This is a genomic window from Flavobacterium aestuarii (assembly GCF_040049115.1).
Lineage (GTDB): Bacteria > Bacteroidota > Bacteroidia > Flavobacteriales > Flavobacteriaceae > Flavobacterium > Flavobacterium aestuarii.
This window is the reverse complement of record NZ_JBDLZZ010000023.1, coordinates 1-20048: the sequence shown is the minus strand read 5'-3', so window position 1 is coordinate 20048 and position 20048 is coordinate 1. Positions and strand designations below refer to the sequence as shown.

26 protein-coding genes are annotated in these 20048 nt (G+C 31.2%); 14 read left to right on the top strand and 12 right to left on the bottom strand.

Going from position 1 to position 20048, the window contains the following annotated elements; translation table 11 throughout:
- Positions 1–2 precede the first annotated feature (2 nt).
- From ABEG11_RS17675 to ABEG11_RS17645, 7 genes are read right to left on the bottom strand one after another with little or no spacing between them, the layout of a single operon-like run.
- Positions 3–176 (bottom strand): hypothetical protein, encoded by a 174-nt coding sequence (locus ABEG11_RS17675; protein ID WP_348825512.1) that lies wholly within the window; start codon positions 174–176, stop codon positions 3–5.
- 2 nt (positions 177–178) lie between these two features.
- Positions 179–925: a restriction endonuclease gene (locus tag ABEG11_RS17670; protein WP_348825511.1), complete on the bottom strand. Its 747-nt coding sequence runs from the start codon at positions 923–925 to the stop codon at positions 179–181.
- Positions 926–1675, bottom strand: a complete 750-nt coding sequence (locus ABEG11_RS17665) for a DUF6602 domain-containing protein (protein WP_348825510.1) — start codon at positions 1673–1675, stop codon at positions 926–928.
- On the bottom strand, positions 1665–2132 hold the full coding sequence (locus tag ABEG11_RS17660) for a Mov34/MPN/PAD-1 family protein (protein WP_348825509.1): 468 nt from the start codon (positions 2130–2132) through the stop codon (positions 1665–1667). Before ABEG11_RS17660 ends, ABEG11_RS17665 begins: the two co-directional genes overlap by 11 nt.
- Positions 2129–3787 carry a ThiF family adenylyltransferase gene (locus ABEG11_RS17655; protein ID WP_348825508.1) on the bottom strand — a complete coding sequence of 553 codons (1659 nt, stop codon included), beginning with the start codon at positions 3785–3787 and terminating at the stop codon, positions 2129–2131. Before ABEG11_RS17655 ends, ABEG11_RS17660 begins: the two co-directional genes overlap by 4 nt.
- A 3-nt stretch (positions 3788–3790) precedes the next feature.
- On the bottom strand, positions 3791–4771 hold the full coding sequence (locus ABEG11_RS17650) for a nucleotidyltransferase (RefSeq protein WP_348825507.1): 981 nt from the start codon (positions 4769–4771) through the stop codon (positions 3791–3793).
- Position 4772: 1 nt separating this feature from the next.
- Positions 4773–5069: a DUF3892 domain-containing protein gene (locus tag ABEG11_RS17645; RefSeq protein ID WP_348825506.1), complete on the bottom strand. Its 297-nt coding sequence runs from the start codon at positions 5067–5069 to the stop codon at positions 4773–4775.
- 149 nt (positions 5070–5218) lie between these two features.
- Between ABEG11_RS17645 and ABEG11_RS17640 the strand changes: the two genes are divergently transcribed.
- From ABEG11_RS17640 to arsB, 8 genes are all read left to right on the top strand, one after another.
- Entirely contained in the window at positions 5219–5557 is a 339-nt protein-coding gene (locus tag ABEG11_RS17640; RefSeq protein WP_348825505.1) for a helix-turn-helix transcriptional regulator, read from the top strand.
- A 2-nt stretch (positions 5558–5559) separates the two neighbouring features.
- A complete protein-coding gene (locus ABEG11_RS17635; RefSeq protein WP_348825504.1) occupies positions 5560–6084 on the top strand; it encodes an ImmA/IrrE family metallo-endopeptidase in 525 nt (174 codons plus the stop codon).
- Between the two features lie 5 nt (positions 6085–6089).
- On the top strand, positions 6090–7478 hold the full coding sequence (locus tag ABEG11_RS17630) for an ATP-binding protein (RefSeq protein ID WP_348825503.1): 1389 nt from the start codon (positions 6090–6092) through the stop codon (positions 7476–7478).
- 221 nt (positions 7479–7699) lie between these two features.
- Complete coding sequence (locus ABEG11_RS17625; protein ID WP_348825502.1) at positions 7700–8032, top strand: ArsR/SmtB family transcription factor; 333 nt, start codon at positions 7700–7702, stop codon at positions 8030–8032.
- Between the two features lie 16 nt (positions 8033–8048).
- Complete coding sequence (locus tag ABEG11_RS17620; protein WP_348825501.1) at positions 8049–8510, top strand: DUF6428 family protein; 462 nt, start codon at positions 8049–8051, stop codon at positions 8508–8510.
- Positions 8511–8528: 18 nt separating this feature from the next.
- Entirely contained in the window at positions 8529–9296 is a 768-nt protein-coding gene (locus ABEG11_RS17615; RefSeq protein WP_348825500.1) for a metallophosphoesterase family protein, read from the top strand.
- A 25-nt stretch (positions 9297–9321) separates the two neighbouring features.
- Positions 9322–9954 (top strand): arsenate-mycothiol transferase ArsC, encoded by a 633-nt coding sequence (locus tag ABEG11_RS17610; protein ID WP_348825499.1) that lies wholly within the window; start codon positions 9322–9324, stop codon positions 9952–9954.
- Positions 9955–9956: 2 nt separating this feature from the next.
- Entirely contained in the window at positions 9957–11027 is a 1071-nt protein-coding gene (arsB, locus tag ABEG11_RS17605; protein WP_348825498.1) for an ACR3 family arsenite efflux transporter, read from the top strand.
- Between the two features lie 242 nt (positions 11028–11269).
- Here the strand turns inward: arsB and ABEG11_RS17600 are convergent, their stop codons facing one another.
- Positions 11270–11452: a hypothetical protein gene (locus ABEG11_RS17600; protein WP_348825497.1), complete on the bottom strand. Its 183-nt coding sequence runs from the start codon at positions 11450–11452 to the stop codon at positions 11270–11272.
- Between the two features lie 973 nt (positions 11453–12425).
- Here ABEG11_RS17600 and ABEG11_RS17595 point away from each other — a divergent pair.
- Both ABEG11_RS17595 and ABEG11_RS17590 read left to right on the top strand, forming a co-directional pair.
- Positions 12426–12848, top strand: coding sequence for a DUF6943 family protein (locus tag ABEG11_RS17595; RefSeq protein WP_348825496.1), 423 nt, complete (start codon positions 12426–12428; stop codon positions 12846–12848).
- A gap of 29 nt (positions 12849–12877) precedes the next feature.
- Positions 12878–13057 (top strand): hypothetical protein, encoded by a 180-nt coding sequence (locus tag ABEG11_RS17590; protein WP_348825495.1) that lies wholly within the window; start codon positions 12878–12880, stop codon positions 13055–13057.
- A gap of 243 nt (positions 13058–13300) precedes the next feature.
- Here ABEG11_RS17590 and ABEG11_RS17585 read toward each other — a convergent pair whose 3' ends face one another.
- The 3 genes from ABEG11_RS17585 to ABEG11_RS17575 are packed head-to-tail and all read right to left on the bottom strand — an operon-like array spanning position 13301 to position 14680.
- Complete coding sequence (locus ABEG11_RS17585) at positions 13301–13519, bottom strand: hypothetical protein (RefSeq protein ID WP_348825494.1); 219 nt, start codon at positions 13517–13519, stop codon at positions 13301–13303.
- Between the two features lie 10 nt (positions 13520–13529).
- Positions 13530–13922, bottom strand: coding sequence for a DUF5675 family protein (locus tag ABEG11_RS17580; protein WP_348825493.1), 393 nt, complete (start codon positions 13920–13922; stop codon positions 13530–13532).
- Positions 13922–14680 carry a hypothetical protein gene (locus tag ABEG11_RS17575; protein WP_348825492.1) on the bottom strand — a complete coding sequence of 253 codons (759 nt, stop codon included), beginning with the start codon at positions 14678–14680 and terminating at the stop codon, positions 13922–13924. The genes ABEG11_RS17580 and ABEG11_RS17575 overlap by 1 nt, the downstream gene beginning before the upstream one ends.
- A gap of 1022 nt (positions 14681–15702) precedes the next feature.
- Here ABEG11_RS17575 and ABEG11_RS17570 point away from each other — a divergent pair.
- A complete protein-coding gene (locus tag ABEG11_RS17570) occupies positions 15703–16947 on the top strand; it encodes a site-specific integrase (RefSeq protein WP_348825491.1) in 1245 nt (414 codons plus the stop codon).
- A gap of 25 nt (positions 16948–16972) precedes the next feature.
- Here ABEG11_RS17570 and ABEG11_RS17565 read toward each other — a convergent pair whose 3' ends face one another.
- The gene (locus ABEG11_RS17565; protein ID WP_348825490.1) at positions 16973–18451 is read right to left on the bottom strand and encodes an aminotransferase-like domain-containing protein; all 1479 of its coding nucleotides are present in this window, start codon (positions 18449–18451) and stop codon (positions 16973–16975) included.
- Positions 18452–18572: 121 nt separating this feature from the next.
- On the opposite strand from ABEG11_RS17565, the gene ABEG11_RS17560 reads away from it, so the two are divergent.
- From ABEG11_RS17560 to ABEG11_RS17550, 3 genes are read left to right on the top strand one after another with little or no spacing between them, the layout of a single operon-like run.
- Positions 18573–19037: a GNAT family N-acetyltransferase gene (locus tag ABEG11_RS17560; protein ID WP_348825489.1), complete on the top strand. Its 465-nt coding sequence runs from the start codon at positions 18573–18575 to the stop codon at positions 19035–19037.
- Positions 19038–19054: 17 nt separating this feature from the next.
- Complete coding sequence (locus ABEG11_RS17555; RefSeq protein ID WP_348825488.1) at positions 19055–19381, top strand: DMT family transporter; 327 nt, start codon at positions 19055–19057, stop codon at positions 19379–19381.
- 39 nt (positions 19382–19420) lie between these two features.
- Positions 19421–19939, top strand: coding sequence for a GNAT family N-acetyltransferase (locus tag ABEG11_RS17550; protein ID WP_348825487.1), 519 nt, complete (start codon positions 19421–19423; stop codon positions 19937–19939).
- Positions 19940–20048: the final 109 nt, after the last annotated feature.

Here is a 20048-nt window from a genome sequence, read left to right as displayed (position 1 = left end):
TATTAACCTTTAGTTCCACCGACTAAAGCTCCGTTTCCAAATGCTTTCAAAAATTTTATCCAATCAAATTTTTGATTAGAATTTCGGTTGTTTAATTGTTGAAAAACATTAATTGTAGCGTTTCCGATACCAAATATTAATGCTCCATTAGTTGCATATTTTAAAGCTTTGTTCATTTCTAATATATTTTCCTTATTCTTTCACCAATTATTAAATCAATTTTAGTTAATGCTTCATCACAATATTTATAAATAAAATTAAAATAATCTTGATAGGATTGAATCTTGACGGGTAATTTTAATTTGATTTCACTTATAATTTCATCAATGTTATTTATCGAAATTTTATTTTCATTAAAGTCATAATATAAATCTTTTTGACTAAAAATTTCAAATCTACTATATGATTTAATAACTGAATTTATGCTTTTTTGTTTTTCTTCATCTAACGTTTGATATATATCATAAAAGAACCCCATACCTGTTGTGAATGGTAATAACTCCCTACCTATTTTATGATTTCTTTCAATAATATTATCTAACCATTTTGATAAAAATAATTCTTGAAAATCAGACCAAGTTAAAAGAGAAATATTGGATTTATCTATTGTTTCTATGGCTCCAGATTGAAATCCAACTTTTGAAATTATGAATCCATTTGTTGCACCATAATCATTAATAACTGACCTTAATGAATGAACTACAGTTTGTGGAATATTATTTTTCCAAAATTTACATTCACACAAGATTATTGTTTTAATACCCTCTTCTTTTTCTGCATAAACATCAATCTCAACTTTACCTCGTAATGTTTGAATAGTTTTTTCAATTTGTGTTACATACCCACATTCATTAAGTATTTCACTTACAAACAATTGCAATTCTCTCCAATTTTTAGGCTCTTTATGATTAATATTTAAACTCATTTATTGGGAATCTAATTGGTCAATATATTTATTTAAATCGATAGGCCGTACAGTACCTAATTTTTGTAATTCAGAAACCAATTTTAAGAAGAAATAAATCAATGTTTCATCAGCAGTACTAAATTTAGTTTCAAATGCACCATTTACTTCAGTATTTACAAAAGACATATCATTCAAAACACAACCTATATTTATTTGCTCTAAACCTTTTAAACTACTAATACAATCATTAAAAGGTTTAGAATTATTAATTGGATCTACCCAGGAATTATCTAAACATAAAAAACCACCTAAAATATTAAACAATTCAGGTGCCTTTTTAACCACTCCTTTATCAACAACCGGAGCCGTTGTTCTATTGAGTTTTCTTACACTTTCAACTTTTTTTCCAGCGTATTCAATATTTGATTTTGAAATTTCTTGTTTTGCCTCAAAGACAGCATAAACACTTTCTACTGGGATGTATATAACACCTCTTTTATTTAAAATGAATGGGGTATATTGGGTATCATAAATCACAATATCAATCGCATCACTTCTATTTCCTTCATAATCGATTATTATCGCTTTTGTTACAGAATATCTTTTAGGAAGATATTTTTCAAAAAAATCAACCCATACGTTTTCTGAACCATCTCCTTTAGTAGGTTCATGTGGTGTGTTAGATCTCAATGATTCTAAATCTTCTTTCATAGTTTTTTGTAATCCAAGAAAAAGACTTTTCATGTTAATATTTTCTCTATGGCTCATATCTATATAATTTATTTTTAAATTGAACATAAAAACCAAGTTCAGTCTTGGTTTTATTATAACCTATAATTAACATCACAGGATTTGTTATTGAAACATCTTTATGATTTGTTATTGAATTAATGGCATTAATATCAGTACTGCTAGGAATGGGTAAATTATCCGGATGTGTATGCCATTCACCCACATAATATTTTTGAGGGTTTTCGGCATAATAATTTTTTAATTTATCTTCTATACCAACGGTATCTCTCTCAAACAAATACGGTGTTGCTTTATATTTATTTGGAAGAATTGTATCAGTAATGTTAAGTTGAATTTGATCACTTGAATAATAGCCTATCAGAAAACCTCCAAATTCATTTGGATAATGTTTAACTCCAATTTCAATAATATTAGAAAGCAAAGTATCCTCAATACTAATTATTAATCCTATTTCTTTATTTCTATATATCAAAATTCGTTCAGTTTAATATTAAACCCATTTTTATCTTCCGTTTTCAAAATAAAGTTCCTTAATACTTTACTTTCATCTAAAAATTTTAAATTCAAATGTTTTATTGCAAATTGTACTAATGTATTTATGTCATTATAAGAAGCTTTAAAAGTTGGACTCCAACAGCCTGTCGGATTATGGATATCTTCCAAATCATTTTCTAAAACATTCTCAAATTGATTCATAACCCAATCATAACTATTTGGCTCTACCGAGCAGACTAAATCTTTTGCATTATTTGTTACTGATAGTGTTATAAAACGTTTTAAATCGACCTGATTTAAAATGTACAATAAATCATTATCAGTTGAACAATCAATAATTAAGTCATAGTCGGCTAACGCTTCTAATTTGCTTTTATTAGCATTTATACCTTGTAATATCTTTGAATAAAAATGCAACTTAGCACTGTCTAAAATCCCAATTTCTACAAATGGTGAAATACTAATTAATTCATTAAATAAATCATTAGCTTTATTACATAAACCTGTTAAAAATGAATATTCTGATCTACAGACATTTTCCGGTTCTTTTATATCAAAATCAACAATATCAATACTAGTACAACCGCTTCTTGTCAAAGTTGTAGCAACAATACTTCCTATAGCACCCACACCAATGATTAAAATTTTACTCTTGGTAATCTTATCTGCCAATTTCCCCCTTCCAAAAAAATAATCATAGGAGCAGTTTCTTGTTATATTCCAAATAATATTTTCATCAATAAATCTACCTTTCCAAATTTGATTTTCTTTATAAGATTCAATGGGGAATTTCCCGATTTCTAAAATTGCTACTTGCCAATGTATTTCTAATTCCGAAATTTTATAACCTATTAATAAAGGAATTGGATTTCCTTTTATTTTTTGATTATCTTTTTGGACTTTGTATAAAAATTTAAAAAAGTCTTGCGTGACTAAATTTTCTAAATTTTTCCAATTACTGATTATAAACTTTTTCTTTATTGTAGGCGGATTATCTAGAAAAACAAATAACCCACTATTATTATTTGTGAATTGTTTAATATGACTACTCCATTTACACTCTGTGATAGTTCTACTAAAAGGATCTTTAAAATTTTGAACAATATTATTATTAATCGTTTTGTCAAAATATAGTCCATCATTTATTTTTGAATATTCAAAAAATCCAAATTGATTTTTATTAAATGAATAATCGACTTCTGTGAATAAATAAGAAAAATGAATGTTATTAAATTCTTTCGGCTGAAGAATTATATGTTCATAATGATTATCATTTTCTTTATTCAAATAATATTTCACAATCCATCTTTTCAATGAATTAATGTCAATTTCAATTTTTTTCTTTAAATCTATATTATGAGAAGTATGAATACAAATAGAGCCATTCCCCATAACGTGACCATATTCTAAAAGATCAGTATTAAAAAATGTTATTGACTCAGTATTTAATCTTTTTGAAGGATATTCAGGATAAATCTTAATGTCAAAAATTAAAGTTTCGTCACTATCATCTATCGATACCTTGATTTTGCCAATAATATTATAATCAGAATCTGAACTAAATGGAATCTCAATTGAAACTCCATTTAGTTCAGAAATGATTTGTTGTATTTCATGTAGTCGTTTATCCATCAATTAACCGAATCTTTCGTTTTTTGGTGGATTAGTATAGAATCCATTTCCTTTATTTCCATACTTGTTATCGGATTTTTCTTCTTCAACAAATTTTGCATTTTCAGGAAAATAAGTTTTTATGTTTTCATCATTATCTTCAATTCTCTCAAGCATATTTTTCATATCATAAGAAAGAATTTCTCTTTCATATTCAGTTAATGAATCAATCAAATCATTAGAGCTGTTTCCAGGATCCTTAAGAGTAAAAGTATCTTTCGTTACTTCATCACGAATATACTCCAATACGGCTTTTAATTTATTCCATAGATTACCCGTAATTTCTTTATTATCAAAAGCTTTAATTGTAATCAGTTCTAAAAAGAATGATTTAGTAGGATAATTATGTTTAGTATTTTTCCAGACTTTTAAAAGACGAATAATTTTTCTAATGGATTCCTTTTCTTTAGTCGCCCTGTCTTTAATATTTTTAATTTGTGCCTGAACATTAGTTTTAATTCTTTCACTCCCAGCATCATAATTACCATACTTATGATACACATATAAATTCAAATTTTCATCATTCGCATACTGGTCTTGATTTAATTCTCTACCCGGAACAACATCAATTTTCACAATATCACCATCATTGTCACTGTAAAATTCAATTCCAACTGAAACTTTTTGTTTTCTGACTGTGGCCACATCGCTATATTTTCCATTTAAAAAATCATAAACATCTTCGAACATTTCTTTTAGTGTTCCTTTTGAACCAAAGGCATTTCTCTTAAATGGTGAAACCATATCAAAATCAAACTTGGTATTCATAGCCGTATTTTTTGCGTATGAACCTGAACTAAACGGAGAATAAATAGTATCTCCATACTTTTCTTCCAAAGCTTCCTTAACCTCTTTGTTCTTTTCTTTGTGCTTGTTTAAAAGCTGTTCTTCTTTGGCAATTTGATGCGTTTTAATTACCGAATCTAAATGTAAATTTTTATCCATATTATTTTAAATTATAAGCGTTCATATCAATTAAGTTGTCTAAATTGTCTTTTTCACTATCATTTGGCTTTGTCCTTAAGTAATCTTGAACAACAATTACCTCTGCCTTTTGCTTCCAATTAGGATAATTCCATATCAAGGTCTTTATGGTTTTACCATTTTTAATTAATTGAATAACAGATTTTTCAGAGCTTCTTATACCTTTTTCAAATCCGTTATTACTGTTCTCATGTAAAAAAACATCCGTGATGTTTCCATTCGCGTCTTTCCAGACACCTGTAATAAAATAATCAGTCATTGTCTATTTTTTATTGTTTATACATCTGACACAAAAACAATCATTATGCCAAAACCATAAAACATTTACACATCTGTCAATATGGCATACTATTTGCTATTATGATAAACATAACGTATCTTTGCACCATATTTTAAAATCTATACATCATGAGAGACTTTAAAGGTATTCTCTACTATATGATTGGTAACAGAATTAAATCCTTAAGAACAGAAAGAGGTTTAAGTCAGGAAGACCTTTCTTTACACTTAAACTTATCAAGAGCTTCAATTTCTAATATTGAATTAGGAAGACATCAAATCCCATTATTTCTTCTTTATGAGTTATCTTTATTTTTCAAGATTAGTATTTATGATTTAATACCCGCAAATGAAGAAATTCAATCAAATTTAAATTCTAATAATCCCGAATTATCTAAAATTTTAGATACACAAAATCTAGATTTATCTCAAAAAGAAAGCCTTGAAAATATATTAAATAGTATATAGTTATGATACTTTATAAAAAAATAGAAGAGCTGACATTTAATATTTTATCTGAATTAAAAATTGACACTCCAAATAAGATAGATGTTTTTAAAATAGCTGAACATTTGGGTGTTGATGTAAAACCTGCCACGCTTGACAGTTCAATTTCAGGACTATTTGTCATAAAAGAACAAAAGCCCTACATTCGATATAATGAGAACGAAGCTCCGCAAAGACAAAAGTTTACTATTGCACATGAGTTAGGACATTTCGTTCTACATAAAGACACTCCATTATTTATTAATAAAAACGAAAAAATTCTTTATCGAAATTCTGATTCTACAACTGGAGAACTTTTAAAAGAAAAAGAAGCAAATTCTTTTGGGGCATCATTACTTATGCCAAAAGTTTTTATTGATGAAGAAATAAAAAACATTCCTCCAGATGTTGATCCAATAATTCATCTTTCAGACGTTTTTAAAGTCAGTAGCCAAGCAATGAATTATAGACTGAATAATTTAGGCTACTCATTTTTAGGAATGTATTAAAACAAATGCTAAACCCAACAGAAATAAAATCAATAGTAAGCTCTGGAGAAGGATTTAATGCTGAATTCAAAGTAAACCTGCCAACCAATCTAAAAGGAATTACAGAGGAAGTATGTGCTTTTGCCAATGCTTCAGGCGGTATTGTATTAATCGGTGTTGATGATAAAAATAGTATCAAAGGTGTTACTATTGATAATTCTAAGCGTTCTGCGATACAAAATTCTATCGGAGAAATTTCGCCACCATTACAATGTGATTTCTATATAGTTGATGTTGAGGGTAAAAATGTTGCAGTTATTGAAGTACCATCAGGTCAAAACAAACCTTATGTTTTATCAGGTGCAATTTATGTTCGTCAAGGACCAAATTCTCAAAAACTGACTACGGTTGAAGAAATGAGAAATTTTTTTCAGCAGGCTGAAAAAATCTATTTTGATGAAACTTCCTGTACAGAAATTGACATCAAAAAAGACGTCCCAAAAATAAATATTGATGCTTTTAGATTTGAAGCAGGATTAGTAAACAACACTTCTGATGAGCAAGTTTTTAGTAATTTGAGGCTAATCAGTAATGAAGGCTATTTAAAAAACGGCGCTGTTTTATTTTTTGCCAAAGAACCAGAACGCTTTTTTGAAAAAGCAGTTATTCGCTGTGTAGCTTTCGATGGTTTAGACAAAAGATACATTATTGATGATAAAATAATGACAGGCACATTATTCCAGCAATACCAACAAAGTATGATTTGGCTTAAATCTAAACTAAATGTACGATACGATATTGAAAATGAAGGTGGTAAAGCAAGAAAAGAATTATGGGAAATTCCAGAAACCGTTTTCAAAGAAGCCATTATAAATTCATTGGCACATAGAGATTATTACGACAAAGGAGGAAGAATTACGATAGAACTTTTCAATGATCGTGTTGAAGTTACAAATCCGGGCGGACTAGTAAGTTCGATTGCAAAAAATGAATTTGGTAAAAAAAGTTCCAGTAGAAACCCTTTAATTTTTGGCTTATTCGAGAGAATGCGATTAGTAGAACAAATTGGTTCAGGTATCAGCAGAATGCGTGACTTAATGAAAGAAGAAGGATTAACACCTCCTGAATTTTATACCGATGGAATGTTTACAGTAACTTTCAGAAGACCTTTTGATTTCGAAATGTGGGTAAATAAGTGGGTGAATAATTTATCAGAAAAGCAAATTATAATCTTAAAAGCCATTCATCAAAATCTAGCAATAAAAAAATCTGATTTACAGCAATTGACTGATTTTAGTAGCACTGCAATAGATAATAATTTAGAAGTACTTAAAAGAAAAGGTTTATTAGAACGTGAAGGAACAAAAGGTGGTGTTTGGATTTTACACTATATCTACCCAAAAATGGGTGAATAAGTGGGTGAATAAAAATGTTTTTTACAATCCATTATCTCATTCAGCTTCACAAAAATTGCTCCTAGTCCAAGTGTTCCTAGCATCAATTCTTTGTTTGCTTCATTTCGCTAATTACTTTTAGTATCCATAGATTTGATATAATTTTAAAAAATCAATGTTTATTTACTTTCATTTTTTTTATTCAAAAACATATCGTAATATTGCAATATAAATATATTACTATGGGTGCATCTAAAACAGACTTCTTTACAGAAAATCAAAACGAACTAGCTATTTTGGCAAAAGCACTCGGTCATCCTGCCCGAATTGCAATTATAGAACACATTTTAAAAGTCAATTCTTGTATTTGTGGAGATATTGTAAACGAATTGCCGTTAGCACAACCAACAGTTTCACAACATTTAAAAGAATTAAAAAACGCTGGATTAATAAAAGGGAGTGTTGAAGGAAACTCAATTTGCTATTGCATTGATGAGAACGGTTTTGAAAAAGTCAAAAGCTTTTTCCAAAACATACATGAACATATTGAAAAAAAGAAAACAGATTGTTGTTAAATTAAAAACTCATATTATGAAACTTTCAGAAATTAAAACTCAATTAAGTACACTTGAAGCTGTAAACTTTCAACTACCAGATGGAACTTTTGTCCCAGAACATTTTCACGTTACCGAAGTTGGTTTAGTAACCAAAAACTTTATAGATTGTGGTGGAACAGTTCGCAATGAAACTGTTGTCAATTTCCAACTTTGGGATGCAAACGATTTTGAACACAGACTAAAACCTAAAAAACTTTTAGACATTATAGCATTATCGGAAAAAGTTTTAGGCATTAAAGACTTCGAGATTGAAGTTGAATATCAAGATACTACAATCGGTAAATACGATTTAGAATTCAACGGAGAAAATTTTGAGTTAGTTAACAAGCAAACTGCTTGTTTAGCTCAGGACCAATGTGGAATTCCATCAAAAAAACAAACAGTATCAGATAAAAACAACGAACCTTGTTGTAGTCCTGATGGGAACTGTTGCTAAAAATGAAACTTCAAGAAAATGAGAATAGCATTATTTAGTGATATACACGCCAATTTACCTGCTTTAGAAGCTTTTTTTGCTGATGTTGAAAATAGAAATGTGGATGCTTTATATTGTTTGGGAGACTTAGTGGGTTACAATATTTGGCCTAATGAAATTATTAATGAAATTAGAAACCGAAACATTGTAACCATTGCCGGAAATCACGATGAAGCCATTGGAAATATGGTCAATACTCGAAAAGAAATTGATGTAACGATTTTAAATAACGGATCAATTTCCAAAGAATTTACCAATCAATTACTAACCGAAGATAATCGGTCATATTTAAAAACACTCCCTGCGAATATTCGATTAGAATTCAAATTCAATACTGAAACAATTGTTATTTTATTAGTTCATGGTAGCCCTAATTCAATAAATGAATACATATACGAAGACCGACCAAAAAATGAATTAATAGAAATGATGAATGCTTCAAAAGCAGATATTTTATGTTTTGGTCACACTCACAAGCCATTTCATAAGGTTTTGGATATTCAGGCTCACGGTGTTACTAACCATAAACATGCTATTAATATTGGTTCAGTTGGAAAACCTAAAGATAATAACAATAAAGGCTGTTATGTCATTTTAGAACTGAACAAACAAACTTCAATGTTAAACGAGAAAAGTATAAATGTAGAATTCATTCGTTTTAACTACGATATTGAAAAAGCCTCAAAAGCTATTGAAGATAGTATTTTACCTAACGAGTTTGCAGAGAATTTAAGAAACGGATATTAGCTCCAACCAAAAAAACATATAAAAAATGACAACAACACAACACATCCTGTTTTCAGAAATAGAAAACCTAATCAAAAATTTAAACATTGAAAACATCCCTGCAGAACGTAAAGAAACATTACAACCGCTTGTAGATTATATTCAAACCAAAGTCACAAATAAGAAAGAAATTCGACTAAACTTAATTTGCACACACAATTCCAGAAGAAGTCATTTGTCACAAGTTTGGGCGCAAACTGCTTCATCATATTTCAATATAAAAGATGTTTTTTGCTATTCTGGCGGAACGGAAGCAACTGCAATGTTTCCAATGGTAGCAAAAACTTTGGAGAAACAAGGTTTTAAAATTAAAACCATTTCTGAAGGAAGTAATCCTGTTTATACTATAAAATATGCCGAAAACGAACATCCAATTATTGGCTTTTCTAAAGTTTATGATGATGCCTTTAACCCAGAAAGCGAATTTGTAGCGATAATGACTTGCTCGCAAGCTGATGGAGGCTGTCCTTTTATCGCAGGTGCTGAGAAACGTATTCCAATTACTTTTGAAGACCCGAAAGCATTTGATAATACACCACAACAAGCAGAAAAATACGAAGAAAGAAGTTTGCAAATTGCAACTGAAATGTTTTACGTCTTTTCTCAAATCAAACAATAATTATGTCTGCTAATAATTGTGCACCAGTAGTAGAAAGAAAAAAGCTAGGCTTTTTAGACCGTTTTTTAACTCTTTGGATATTCCTTGCAATGGCTATTGGAGTTACAATTGGCTATTTCATACCATCAAGTAGCGGTTTCATCAACTCATTTTCAAGCGGAACAACCAACATCCCATTGGCAATTGGTTTAATCTTGATGATGTACCCGCCATTGGCAAAAGTAAAATACGAACAAATGGGCGAAGTGTTCAAAAACACAAAAGTTCTCGGGGCATCACTATTCCTCAATTGGATTGTGGGTCCGATATTAATGTTTTCGTTAGCGTTGCTTTTCCTTAAAGGTTATCCCGAATATATGATTGGTTTAATTCTAATCGGTTTAGCACGTTGTATCGCAATGGTTGTGGTTTGGAATGATTTAGCCGAAGGAAATCGGGAATATGGAGCGGGCTTAATCGCTTTAAATAGTATTTTTCAAGTATTGCTTTACAGCGTTTATGCCTATTTTTTCATTACTATTTTGCCACCATATTTTGGCTATACAGGTTTTGAAGTAAATATCAGCATCGGACAAATTGCAGAAAGCGTGGGTATCTATTTAGGAATTCCGTTTGCACTCGGAATAATCAGCCGATATACATTAATCAAATTAAAAGGCGAAGAATGGTTTCAAACTAAATATGTTCCTGTAATATCTCCAATAACATTAGTAGCGTTGTTATTTACAATTTTAATCATGTTTAGTTTAAAAGGAGAACTTATTATACAAATCCCTATGGATGTTATCCGTATTGCAATTCCATTAGTTATTTATTTTGTTGTAATGTTTGTAGTTAGTTTTTTCATCGGAAAATATTTTGGTGCAGATTATTCAAAATCTACAGCAATTGCATTTACAGCAACAGGAAATAATTTTGAATTAGCAATTGCAGTAGCCATTGGTGTTTTTGGTATCAATAGCGGACAAGCATTTGCAGGTGTAATTGGTCCGTTGGTTGAAGTTCCTGCATTAATTGCATTAGTAAACGTTGCTTTTTGGTTCAGAAAGAAATATTTTGCAATAGCAATTTAATACCTATTAAACACTATTTACTAAAAATTTGAAAGTACTTGTTTTTTAAGCAAGTACTTTTTTTTGTAAAATATAAACCTGAATTGTAACAAAAGACATTTTACATTCCAATTGCCACTCCTTTGCCAACGCTCCTAAAGTTTTTGTACGCCCTAGAACGTTTACGGTTTAAAAGAAAATTTAATGGTAGAGCAACAAAAACTTTCCCCAAGCTGTGTTACATAATTGAGTATTATAATTCATCACAAAGCTTTTATATTGTTTTTTGGTTTTTGCAATGAAGTTATAATATCATTTATGTAAAACAGCCCCGCACCCAACGCGCTAGCCAGTGGCTCCAGGACAACTTTTTTTTTTTGCTCCCTCGCACCTGCCGGCAATAAAAAAAACCGTCCTTCGCCACTGTCTTTAACAACGTTCGCCATTTCATAGGAAGTTTTACGGAATCACTTGCTTTCAAGAACTTTAACAGTCACTGTTTTTAGCAACTTTATGTTTAAATCGGTAGTGTTTGCATTGCTTTTATGAGTAAAAAAATGGCTTTAATCTGTAGTTGATTTGCCTATGGATAAAGCCATTTTTCTACCCATAAAACCAAAAAACCCGGCAAGAGTGTGGTTGTTTTATTTGCCAGAAATTATAGAAGTAATTGTTTTCACGATGGCCAAGATACCATATCAATTTCATAGTACATTATTTGGTAACGGAAAATCTAATTCTTTCAAGAACATTTGTGGTATCAAGCCATCATAAAAACAATCAGAAACACCCCAGTAAGCAAATAAAAAACCACACACTTGCCTGCGCTACTGCCCCATCACACTAGGAATTATCTTTTCATTGTTTTTGTAAGTGTAATAAATTGCTTTTTGAGTTCATTTCTAAAAATCACGATTTGGATAAAGCAATTTATTACACCCACAAAATCAAGTCCAGGAAAGAGTATGGATTTTCAAACCAGAAAAATAATCGGAATGGGTTTTATATTTCTTTTTTCTGTTTTAAAAATCCATACCCTTTCTGAAGAACTTCTATCTTCCTAATCAACGTTTTTAGATCGCATTTCATAAGAAATCTATCGGTCACGAGGAAAATAAAAAAATAAATAAAAAGAAAGTAAAGGTAAGTTCCAGTTTCAAGAAAAGAAAGTTCAAGCCCTACGGGTTTTCAATAAAATCTCCACCCTACGTTTTCGTTTCGCTTCAACACTTTCTTATAAAATCCAAACTCCACTTCCGAACAACTACATCCTAAAATCCCGGGTAGTATTTTCTTGAAAAAACTTGCTTTTCTTGAAACCTCCACTTGAGAGACGACTTTCTTTTTTTTCCTTTTTTCTTTTAAAAAATTATATGTGTGGCAAGTTCAGCGAGGCACATTATCTTAAAAACCGAAAGTATGCCAAATTTCATCATCAAAACCCACCAAAAAGATACCGCTTATACAAAGCCTCATTTATTCATATTAAACAAAGGGATGAACAGCGGAAAGCCACAAAAAGAGCCATTTACGAACAGTTTTGTGATCATTTTTCAAAACGAGGAAGATTGCGAAAATATTTATTTTGTGGCTTACAGCTTATGGAAAACCAAGTTTTGGCATCAATATTTAGTTGGTTCTGTTATTCCGTTTTTACGCCTTCCGGATTTTTCAAAAGAATTTAATCCAAAAGCAAGTGCAATAATGCAGGAACACGAAGAACATCAAAAAAACATCACAGCCCTCAAACTTTTAGAAAAAAAGGAAAAACAATTTCACGAGAACATCAACCTCATCAATGATTTAAGAAGAGTGATTCTGTATCGCTATTCCAAAAAATAAAACCAATTTCTAACTTTAAATTTTCATAAATGAAACTATTTATTTTGTACCAAACCGACATTTGGAAATCCAAAGCATCAAGAGTTTTTTTTGGAGTATTCGACAGTAGACATAAGGCAATTGACAGCGCAAAATACAATAATCTGTATTGTTCATTTGCCGAAGTCGTAATTGAAGAAATTACTTTGAACCTTTTCGAAGAAAATTAATTTTTCGACAAAAAAATGCCCAATCCGTCGGAAAGGGCATTTTTAGTTTAACCCAAAGGGTCACCACAACGAGAGTTAAACTATGTTTTGTGCTTCTTAATGAAAATTTTGAGTATCAAAGATATTAAAAAACTAACTATTGCCCCAAGAGTGGCTAGAATTATCGTTTTCAGAACATCTTCCGAATGTAAATTCGGCAAAACACTCAAAAATGTACCGCCAGCGGTACCCATTACTGTCGAATTACTGTGATCCATCGTTTTTTTCTGTTGTCAATTGGCTAACTGCTGAAATAACACCTCCAGCAACCGCCAAATAGCCTGCTACAGAAGTAACAATGACAGGCAAAGCCACAGGCGCAGTCAAAATTGTTCCGCCAACAGCCACCAATCCCAAACCTACATTTCGAAGCACTTTGAAAAATTTTGGAGTTGGAGCTTTCGCTCTTTTTACTACATTCATAATTAGAATTTTATGATTTAATAATTAATGTTACACTTTCATTATCTAAAGCTTTGTAAACCAAGTTTTTTAATTTAGTAAAAGCTTTTCGGGACATAAGCCCCAAACCAGGTCCTGAAAGTTTCGTTACCGGAGCAATACAGCCATTCAATTCTTTTAAAGCATTATTGGCAGGATGAAATAGAATAAAGCTTCTATTTTTTACATTAATTATTTCCAAATGCCATTGAAATTTCTTGCTGTATCGCTTTTTTATAAAATATTTCCCTTCCGGAATGCAGGAAACTTTCGTTTCGTTATTTTTCCAAGGCAATTCAATAGTATTACAGATGAATTTACCCTCGCATTCGAGTTTACCATTCGTTCCGTCAGGGAAATAAGTTCTAGTTATTGAAATAACCATTATACACCGCTATCTACTTTCACAATCGACAATGGATTGTAAGAACCGTTTTTCAACGAATACATCTGACCATTTACCTCTTGGTAAAACTCCAATCCCAAAGCTAAAAACAATGGTTTTGTACTAGCAGGTGTAACAGGATTAGAATGATTAATCGCAACCGTTGGATTGATATCCCAAGGCAAAATAGCCGTTTCTGAATTGGAAACAACAAAGGTTTCCGCTTCAAAATCAATTTCTGCCCCTGCAGAAATGATTTTATAATGTGTTGTCCCACTTGGTGCCGAAATCATATTCAATGGGGCAAACGAAGCTAAATCGACTGTAATATCTCCCGATACACGGTTAATTGTCGCTACAAATGGAGCAAATAAACTAGTGCCTAATTTTCCTTGAATATTGAACTCAAAACCTGCTAAAAGCTCGGCTTCGCCATCAATTACATTTCGTAAACCTCTCACACTAGTAGTGTCAGCTTGGATAACTTTAATCATTTGTTGAGTTAGTCGGCTTACCATTCTGCTGTCCGCAGAATTGATTAGAACAGCTCTAAAAGCAGTTCTTAAAATTTTGCCTGCTTTACCAGCACGACCAAATTCAGAACCATTTTCACGCGTTCTTTGAAATGCAGGATCACTCGCAATTCTGCTCGCATCTATTCCGCCTTTTTCACGTGCCAAGTGCCCGTCTTTGGTTTTATAAAAAGTAATATCTCCGATAGTACCTTTTAATTTAATTATGCCTTTCTGTCTTGCCATAATTCCTAAAATTTAGATTAATAAATTGTCTAAATCATCATCCTGTTGCAACAGCTGTAGATTGATTTCGGAACAAATTTTAGCCAATAAAACAGAAGAAAAAAGCAAGTACAGTTCGATATGTCACAAAGTGACACAAATGGCTTAAATAGGCATAAATACCTACTTAAAAGCGTCATAAATCATAGAAAGTCACAAATGAAAATTATATTTCAAAAATCCTTATTTTTGTATAAATTTAAACATTGCTTATCAGCAAGTTCAAGCTAATCAAAGCCTAGTTAAAGGCATAGATAATGTATGAAAATAGAAAAGCAGAGGATTTGCATCTATCCGAAGGACATACAGCGTATAACAGGTAAGAGTTATCGCCAAAGTACCCGATTAATGCAAAAAGTAAAAACTGACCTCAACAAGCTCGAAAATGAGTTCTTAACTATCGATGAGTTTTGTTCCTATGCAGGATTAAAATATGAACAAGTCGCTCATTTGATTTTTGGTTAAAATGCGGATTAAATCCCAACTACATTTTAAACCATTGAGCCTAAGCATACTATTAAACAACTAGTTCAAATTTTAGCCTTGATGCTTTATTATTCAAGCAATTATGCTTATATTTGACTACTTTGAATTTAAGATAATTGTATCCTAATAAGGAGGTGTCAGTCAAGGTGTCACTTAAATGAAATACTTTGCGAAGTATTGATTTTATTGGTATCTTTTATAGCAGACGAATCCCTCTTTCTCCGCTGAAAAAATCCTAAAAGGTAGCAAAACCCTGTAAATCTTATGATTTACGGGGTTTTTTCTTTTGCAACCATATCAAATTATTCATTAAATCTTATTTAAATCGAGATAAAATCGAGACCCTAGAAAAATCCAAAATTAGGGTCTCGCTAAACTCTCGGAAGTATTGCAAATAGGCGGTTTAATGACTTGTTCAATAGCTTGTTCACTCATCAAACATCTTGTTTGTTTTCAATTAGGAAATTAAATTGAGTAATAATTAATTGGTCACCACAATGAAAACAAAAATCACACTTCACTTTTATGCCAAAAGCACAAAAGCCAATGCAAACGGACTACTTCCTATTTATGTAAGATTAACAGTTGATGGAAAACGATTAGAGTTCAGTACCAAAAAGTTCGTAGAAAAGACAAAATGGTCTAATGAACTATCCAAAATGAAAGGTACTTCAGAAGAAGCACGTTCAATCAATAGTTACCTTGATTTGATGAAAGCGAAAGTTTTAGAAGCGCAAATGGAACTACTCCACCGAAACGAAGCTCTTACAATCGAAAACTTCAAAAGAAAAATATTAGGAACTGAAGAAAGACAAAGAATGTTAGTTGCTATCTTCCAAGACCACAATAACAAAATAAAAGAATTGGTTGGAAAAGAATATGCTCCAGGAACACTGGAACGCTACACAACTTCATTGAAACATACTATCGAGTTTATGCAATGGAAATACAATGTTTCCGATATCGATATTACAAAGATTGATCATGCTTTTATAACCGATTATGAATTTTGGCTACGAAGCGTTAGAAACTGTGCTAACAATACAGCTGTGAAATACATCAAGAATTTCAATAAAATAATCAAGATATGTTTGGCCAATGATTGGCTCGATAAAAATCCATTTGCAAACTATAAATCAAAAGTCAAAGAAGTAGAACGTGTGTACCTCAACGAAGCCGAAATTCAAACTATAATAGAAAAAGACTTTAAAACAGAACGATTATCTTTAGTACGTGATATCTTCCTTTTTAGCTGCTTTACTGGTTTAGCCTACATAGACGTCAAAAACCTAACAAAGTCTCATATAAGCTATGGTATAGATGGCGAGAAATGGATATTTACGCACAGACAGAAAACCGAAAGTGCTTCTAAAATTCCAATTCTTCCTGTAACACAAATGATAATCGATAAATACGAAAATCATCCACAATGTTTAAATGAAGATAAACTACTCCCTATTCTATCAAACCAAAAAATGAACGCTTATTTAAAAGAAATAGCAGGAGTTTGTGAAATTGAAAAAGAATTAACTTTTCACATAGCTCGACACACTTTTGCAACGACCGTAACACTTACTAATGGAGTTCCAATCGAAAGCGTAAGTAAAATGCTTGGACATAAAAATTTGAGAACTACGCAACACTATGCTAAAGTTCTGGATAGAAAAGTAAGTGAGGATATGAAAGTTTTAAAAAATAAATTTAGAATCAATGAGATTGTAGTAACCGAAAAAATGGGATAACAAATAAATTCATTAAAAATTATTATTAAAGGCACTTTTTAAGAATATCTATTCCTTCTGTTAAATCTTCAATAGAAGATGAAGCAAAACCTAACCTAGTGCCATTTGTGTCATAGGTGGGATATTTATGTATTTTACCGTCAGAAAAGTATAGCCCTTTATTATACGCTTTTTGGGCTAACTTTTCGAGATTTATAGACTTCTCAAATTCAGTCCATACGGTCATGCCTCCTTCAGGCTCTGAAAAATCAACAATGTCGTTTAGCTCATTTTTTAGCAAACTACAAAAATGATTTCTCCTTTCTTCATATACATTCAAGGTCTTTCTTAAATAACGTTGTATAGTCCCATCGTTTAGTAGTTCTGCCATTGAATTATCTAAAATATGGTCTCCTTGTCTGTCAAGTAGTACCCGTACATTAGCAAGATGTTCTATTACATTTTCTGAAGCGACTAAATATCCCATACGAAAAGCAGGAGAAAAACTTTTACTGAAGGAACCACAATAAATTACCATTCCATTTTCATCCGCACTTGCAAGTGGAAGTAACGGACGGTGATTGTAATGAAAATCAAAATCGTAGTCATCTTCAAAAATAATAAACCCATATTCATTTGCCAATCTTAAAAGTTCCAATCTTCTATCAATACGTAGTGAAACAGTTGTAGGATAGTGATGATGAGGAGTAACATATACCATTCTTACCTTATTTTGCATACATATTTTTTTTAATTCATCGACAACTAAACCATGTTCATCTACTGGAATACCAATATGTTTTGCTTTAGCATGTAAAAAATTATGTTCTGCACGTTGCCAACCTGGTATCCCTGAAACAACAATATCACCTTGGGTAATTAAGGCATTACAAACAAGATTAATCCCCATTAAAGTGCCTCGTATTGATAATATATTTTTTATAGAAGTCTTTAAGCCTCTTGTTTCATTCAAATAATTAGATAAAGCATCCTTATAAAATTCCGAACCATCAGGAAAACTGTAACTACCAAATTTGTAATATAACCCGCTTCGAGTAAGTTGATTTCGATAAGCTCTGTAAAGCTCTTTAAGTGGTGCTAATTTGGGATCCGGATAACCATCGTCTAAATGAATTTCAGCTGTAGGAATAAAATATGGATTGGATAAATAGCGATTTTCATAAAGTTTAAAACCAGCAATTTTTTGTGCTTCATTTGAAACTTCATTCTGTATTTTTTTTGGATCGTGTGCTGGAATATGTGAAGAGACAAAAGTACCACGTCCAACAAAACTTTCCAGCCAACCTTGTGTTTGCAATTCTTCAAATGCCTTAGATACTGTTATTCTATTGATATGTAATAGACTTGCTACATCTCTTGTTGATGGTAATTTTTGACCAGCGCTAAGTTTCCCTACCTTGATTAGAATCAGTATCTCATCAGACAATTGAAGAAAGACTGCTCTTTCAGCATTCGCATTTATTTTAATTGAGCTAAATAAACTCTCTAAAATTGGACTATCCATTTTCTTTAAATTGGACTACAAATATAATCCAATATTCAATTACTTTTGAAATCTCAAAAAAGATTATTAATTTTTTTTTAATACATTAAATTGGTTATCAATATAATATAAAAATAATGTTATGAGTGAAAAGGGAATAAATGTTAGAAAAGCTGTGGAAGCTGATTGCGAAAAAATTTGGATACTAATGAAAGACTTAGCTGTTTTTGAAAAATATATTGATTCTTTTGCAATCACTCCTGAAATAGTAAAAGAGAGTGGTTTTGTAAAGTCTCCACCTGATTTTTATTGTTTAGTTGCTGTTGATGGAGATAAAATCGTAGGGATGTTAGTTTACTATTTTCTTCCATATACTGCACAGAACAGACCTGCAATTTATATGAAAGAACTTTATGTAAATGATAGGTATAGAGGACAAAACATTGGCGAACATTTAATGAATGCTTTAAAGGAAGAAGCAATAATTAATAACTGTGGAGTAATAAAATGGACTGTTGCCCCATGGAACGAGGGTGGAAAAAAGTTTTATGAACGTTTGGGAGCAAAGGAAAATACAGAGTGGATAAATTATGAATGGAATGTTTAAAAGGAAAATAGCATAATATGAATTGGCTAATCTTAATTATTGCAGGGCTATTTGAAGTTGCCTTTGCTTTTTGCTTAGGAAAAGCAAAAGAAACATCGGGCACAGAGATGTATATATGGTATGGAGGGTTCTTAGTGGCATTATGTATCAGTATGGGTTTACTGATAAAAGCAACACAGACATTACCTATTGGAACCGCCTATGCAGTTTGGACAGGTATTGGTGCTGTTGGTACTGTGTTGGTGGGGATTCTTGTATTTAAAGAACCTGCCACATTTTTGCGTTTGTTTTTCATTACCACATTAATCTGCTCAATTATTGGACTTAAAGTAGTATCTCATTAAAATAGATAGTATTTAAAAAGAACTTAAAATTAAAAATATATGAAAAATATAGAAATCAAAAAGGTAACATTGGATGATATCAATCTGTTACAGGAAATAGGTAAAAAAACATTTTTAGAAACATTTTCTGAAAGTAATTCTGAAGAAAATATGAAAAAATATTTGGAGGATGGTTTTTCTGTCGAAAAGCTGACTGAAGAACTAAACAACAAACATTCGGAGTTTTTCTTTGCTGTTATGGATGAAAAAGTTCTCGGTTACCTAAAACTAAACTTTGGAGCTTCCCAAACCGAGCTGAAAGACAATAATAGCCTTGAAATAGAAAGAATTTATGTATTGCAAGAATACCACGGCAAAAAGGTCGGACAGGTATTGTACGAAAAAGCATTGCAGGTAGCCAATGAAAAAAAAGCCAACTATGTATGGTTGGGTGTGTGGGAGAAAAACCCGAGGGCTATCCGTTTTTACGAGAAAAACGGATTTGTGGAGTTTGACAAGCATATTTTCAAGTTGGGCGACGATGAACAGACCGATATAATGATGAAAAAGTTTTTGTAAAATATATTCTGTATATGTATACACCCAGTCATTGGATATGCAAATAAAAACTACACATTAAGTTAAGCTACATTTTTGTAATTAATTTGATTATTAAATTCTTCTATGT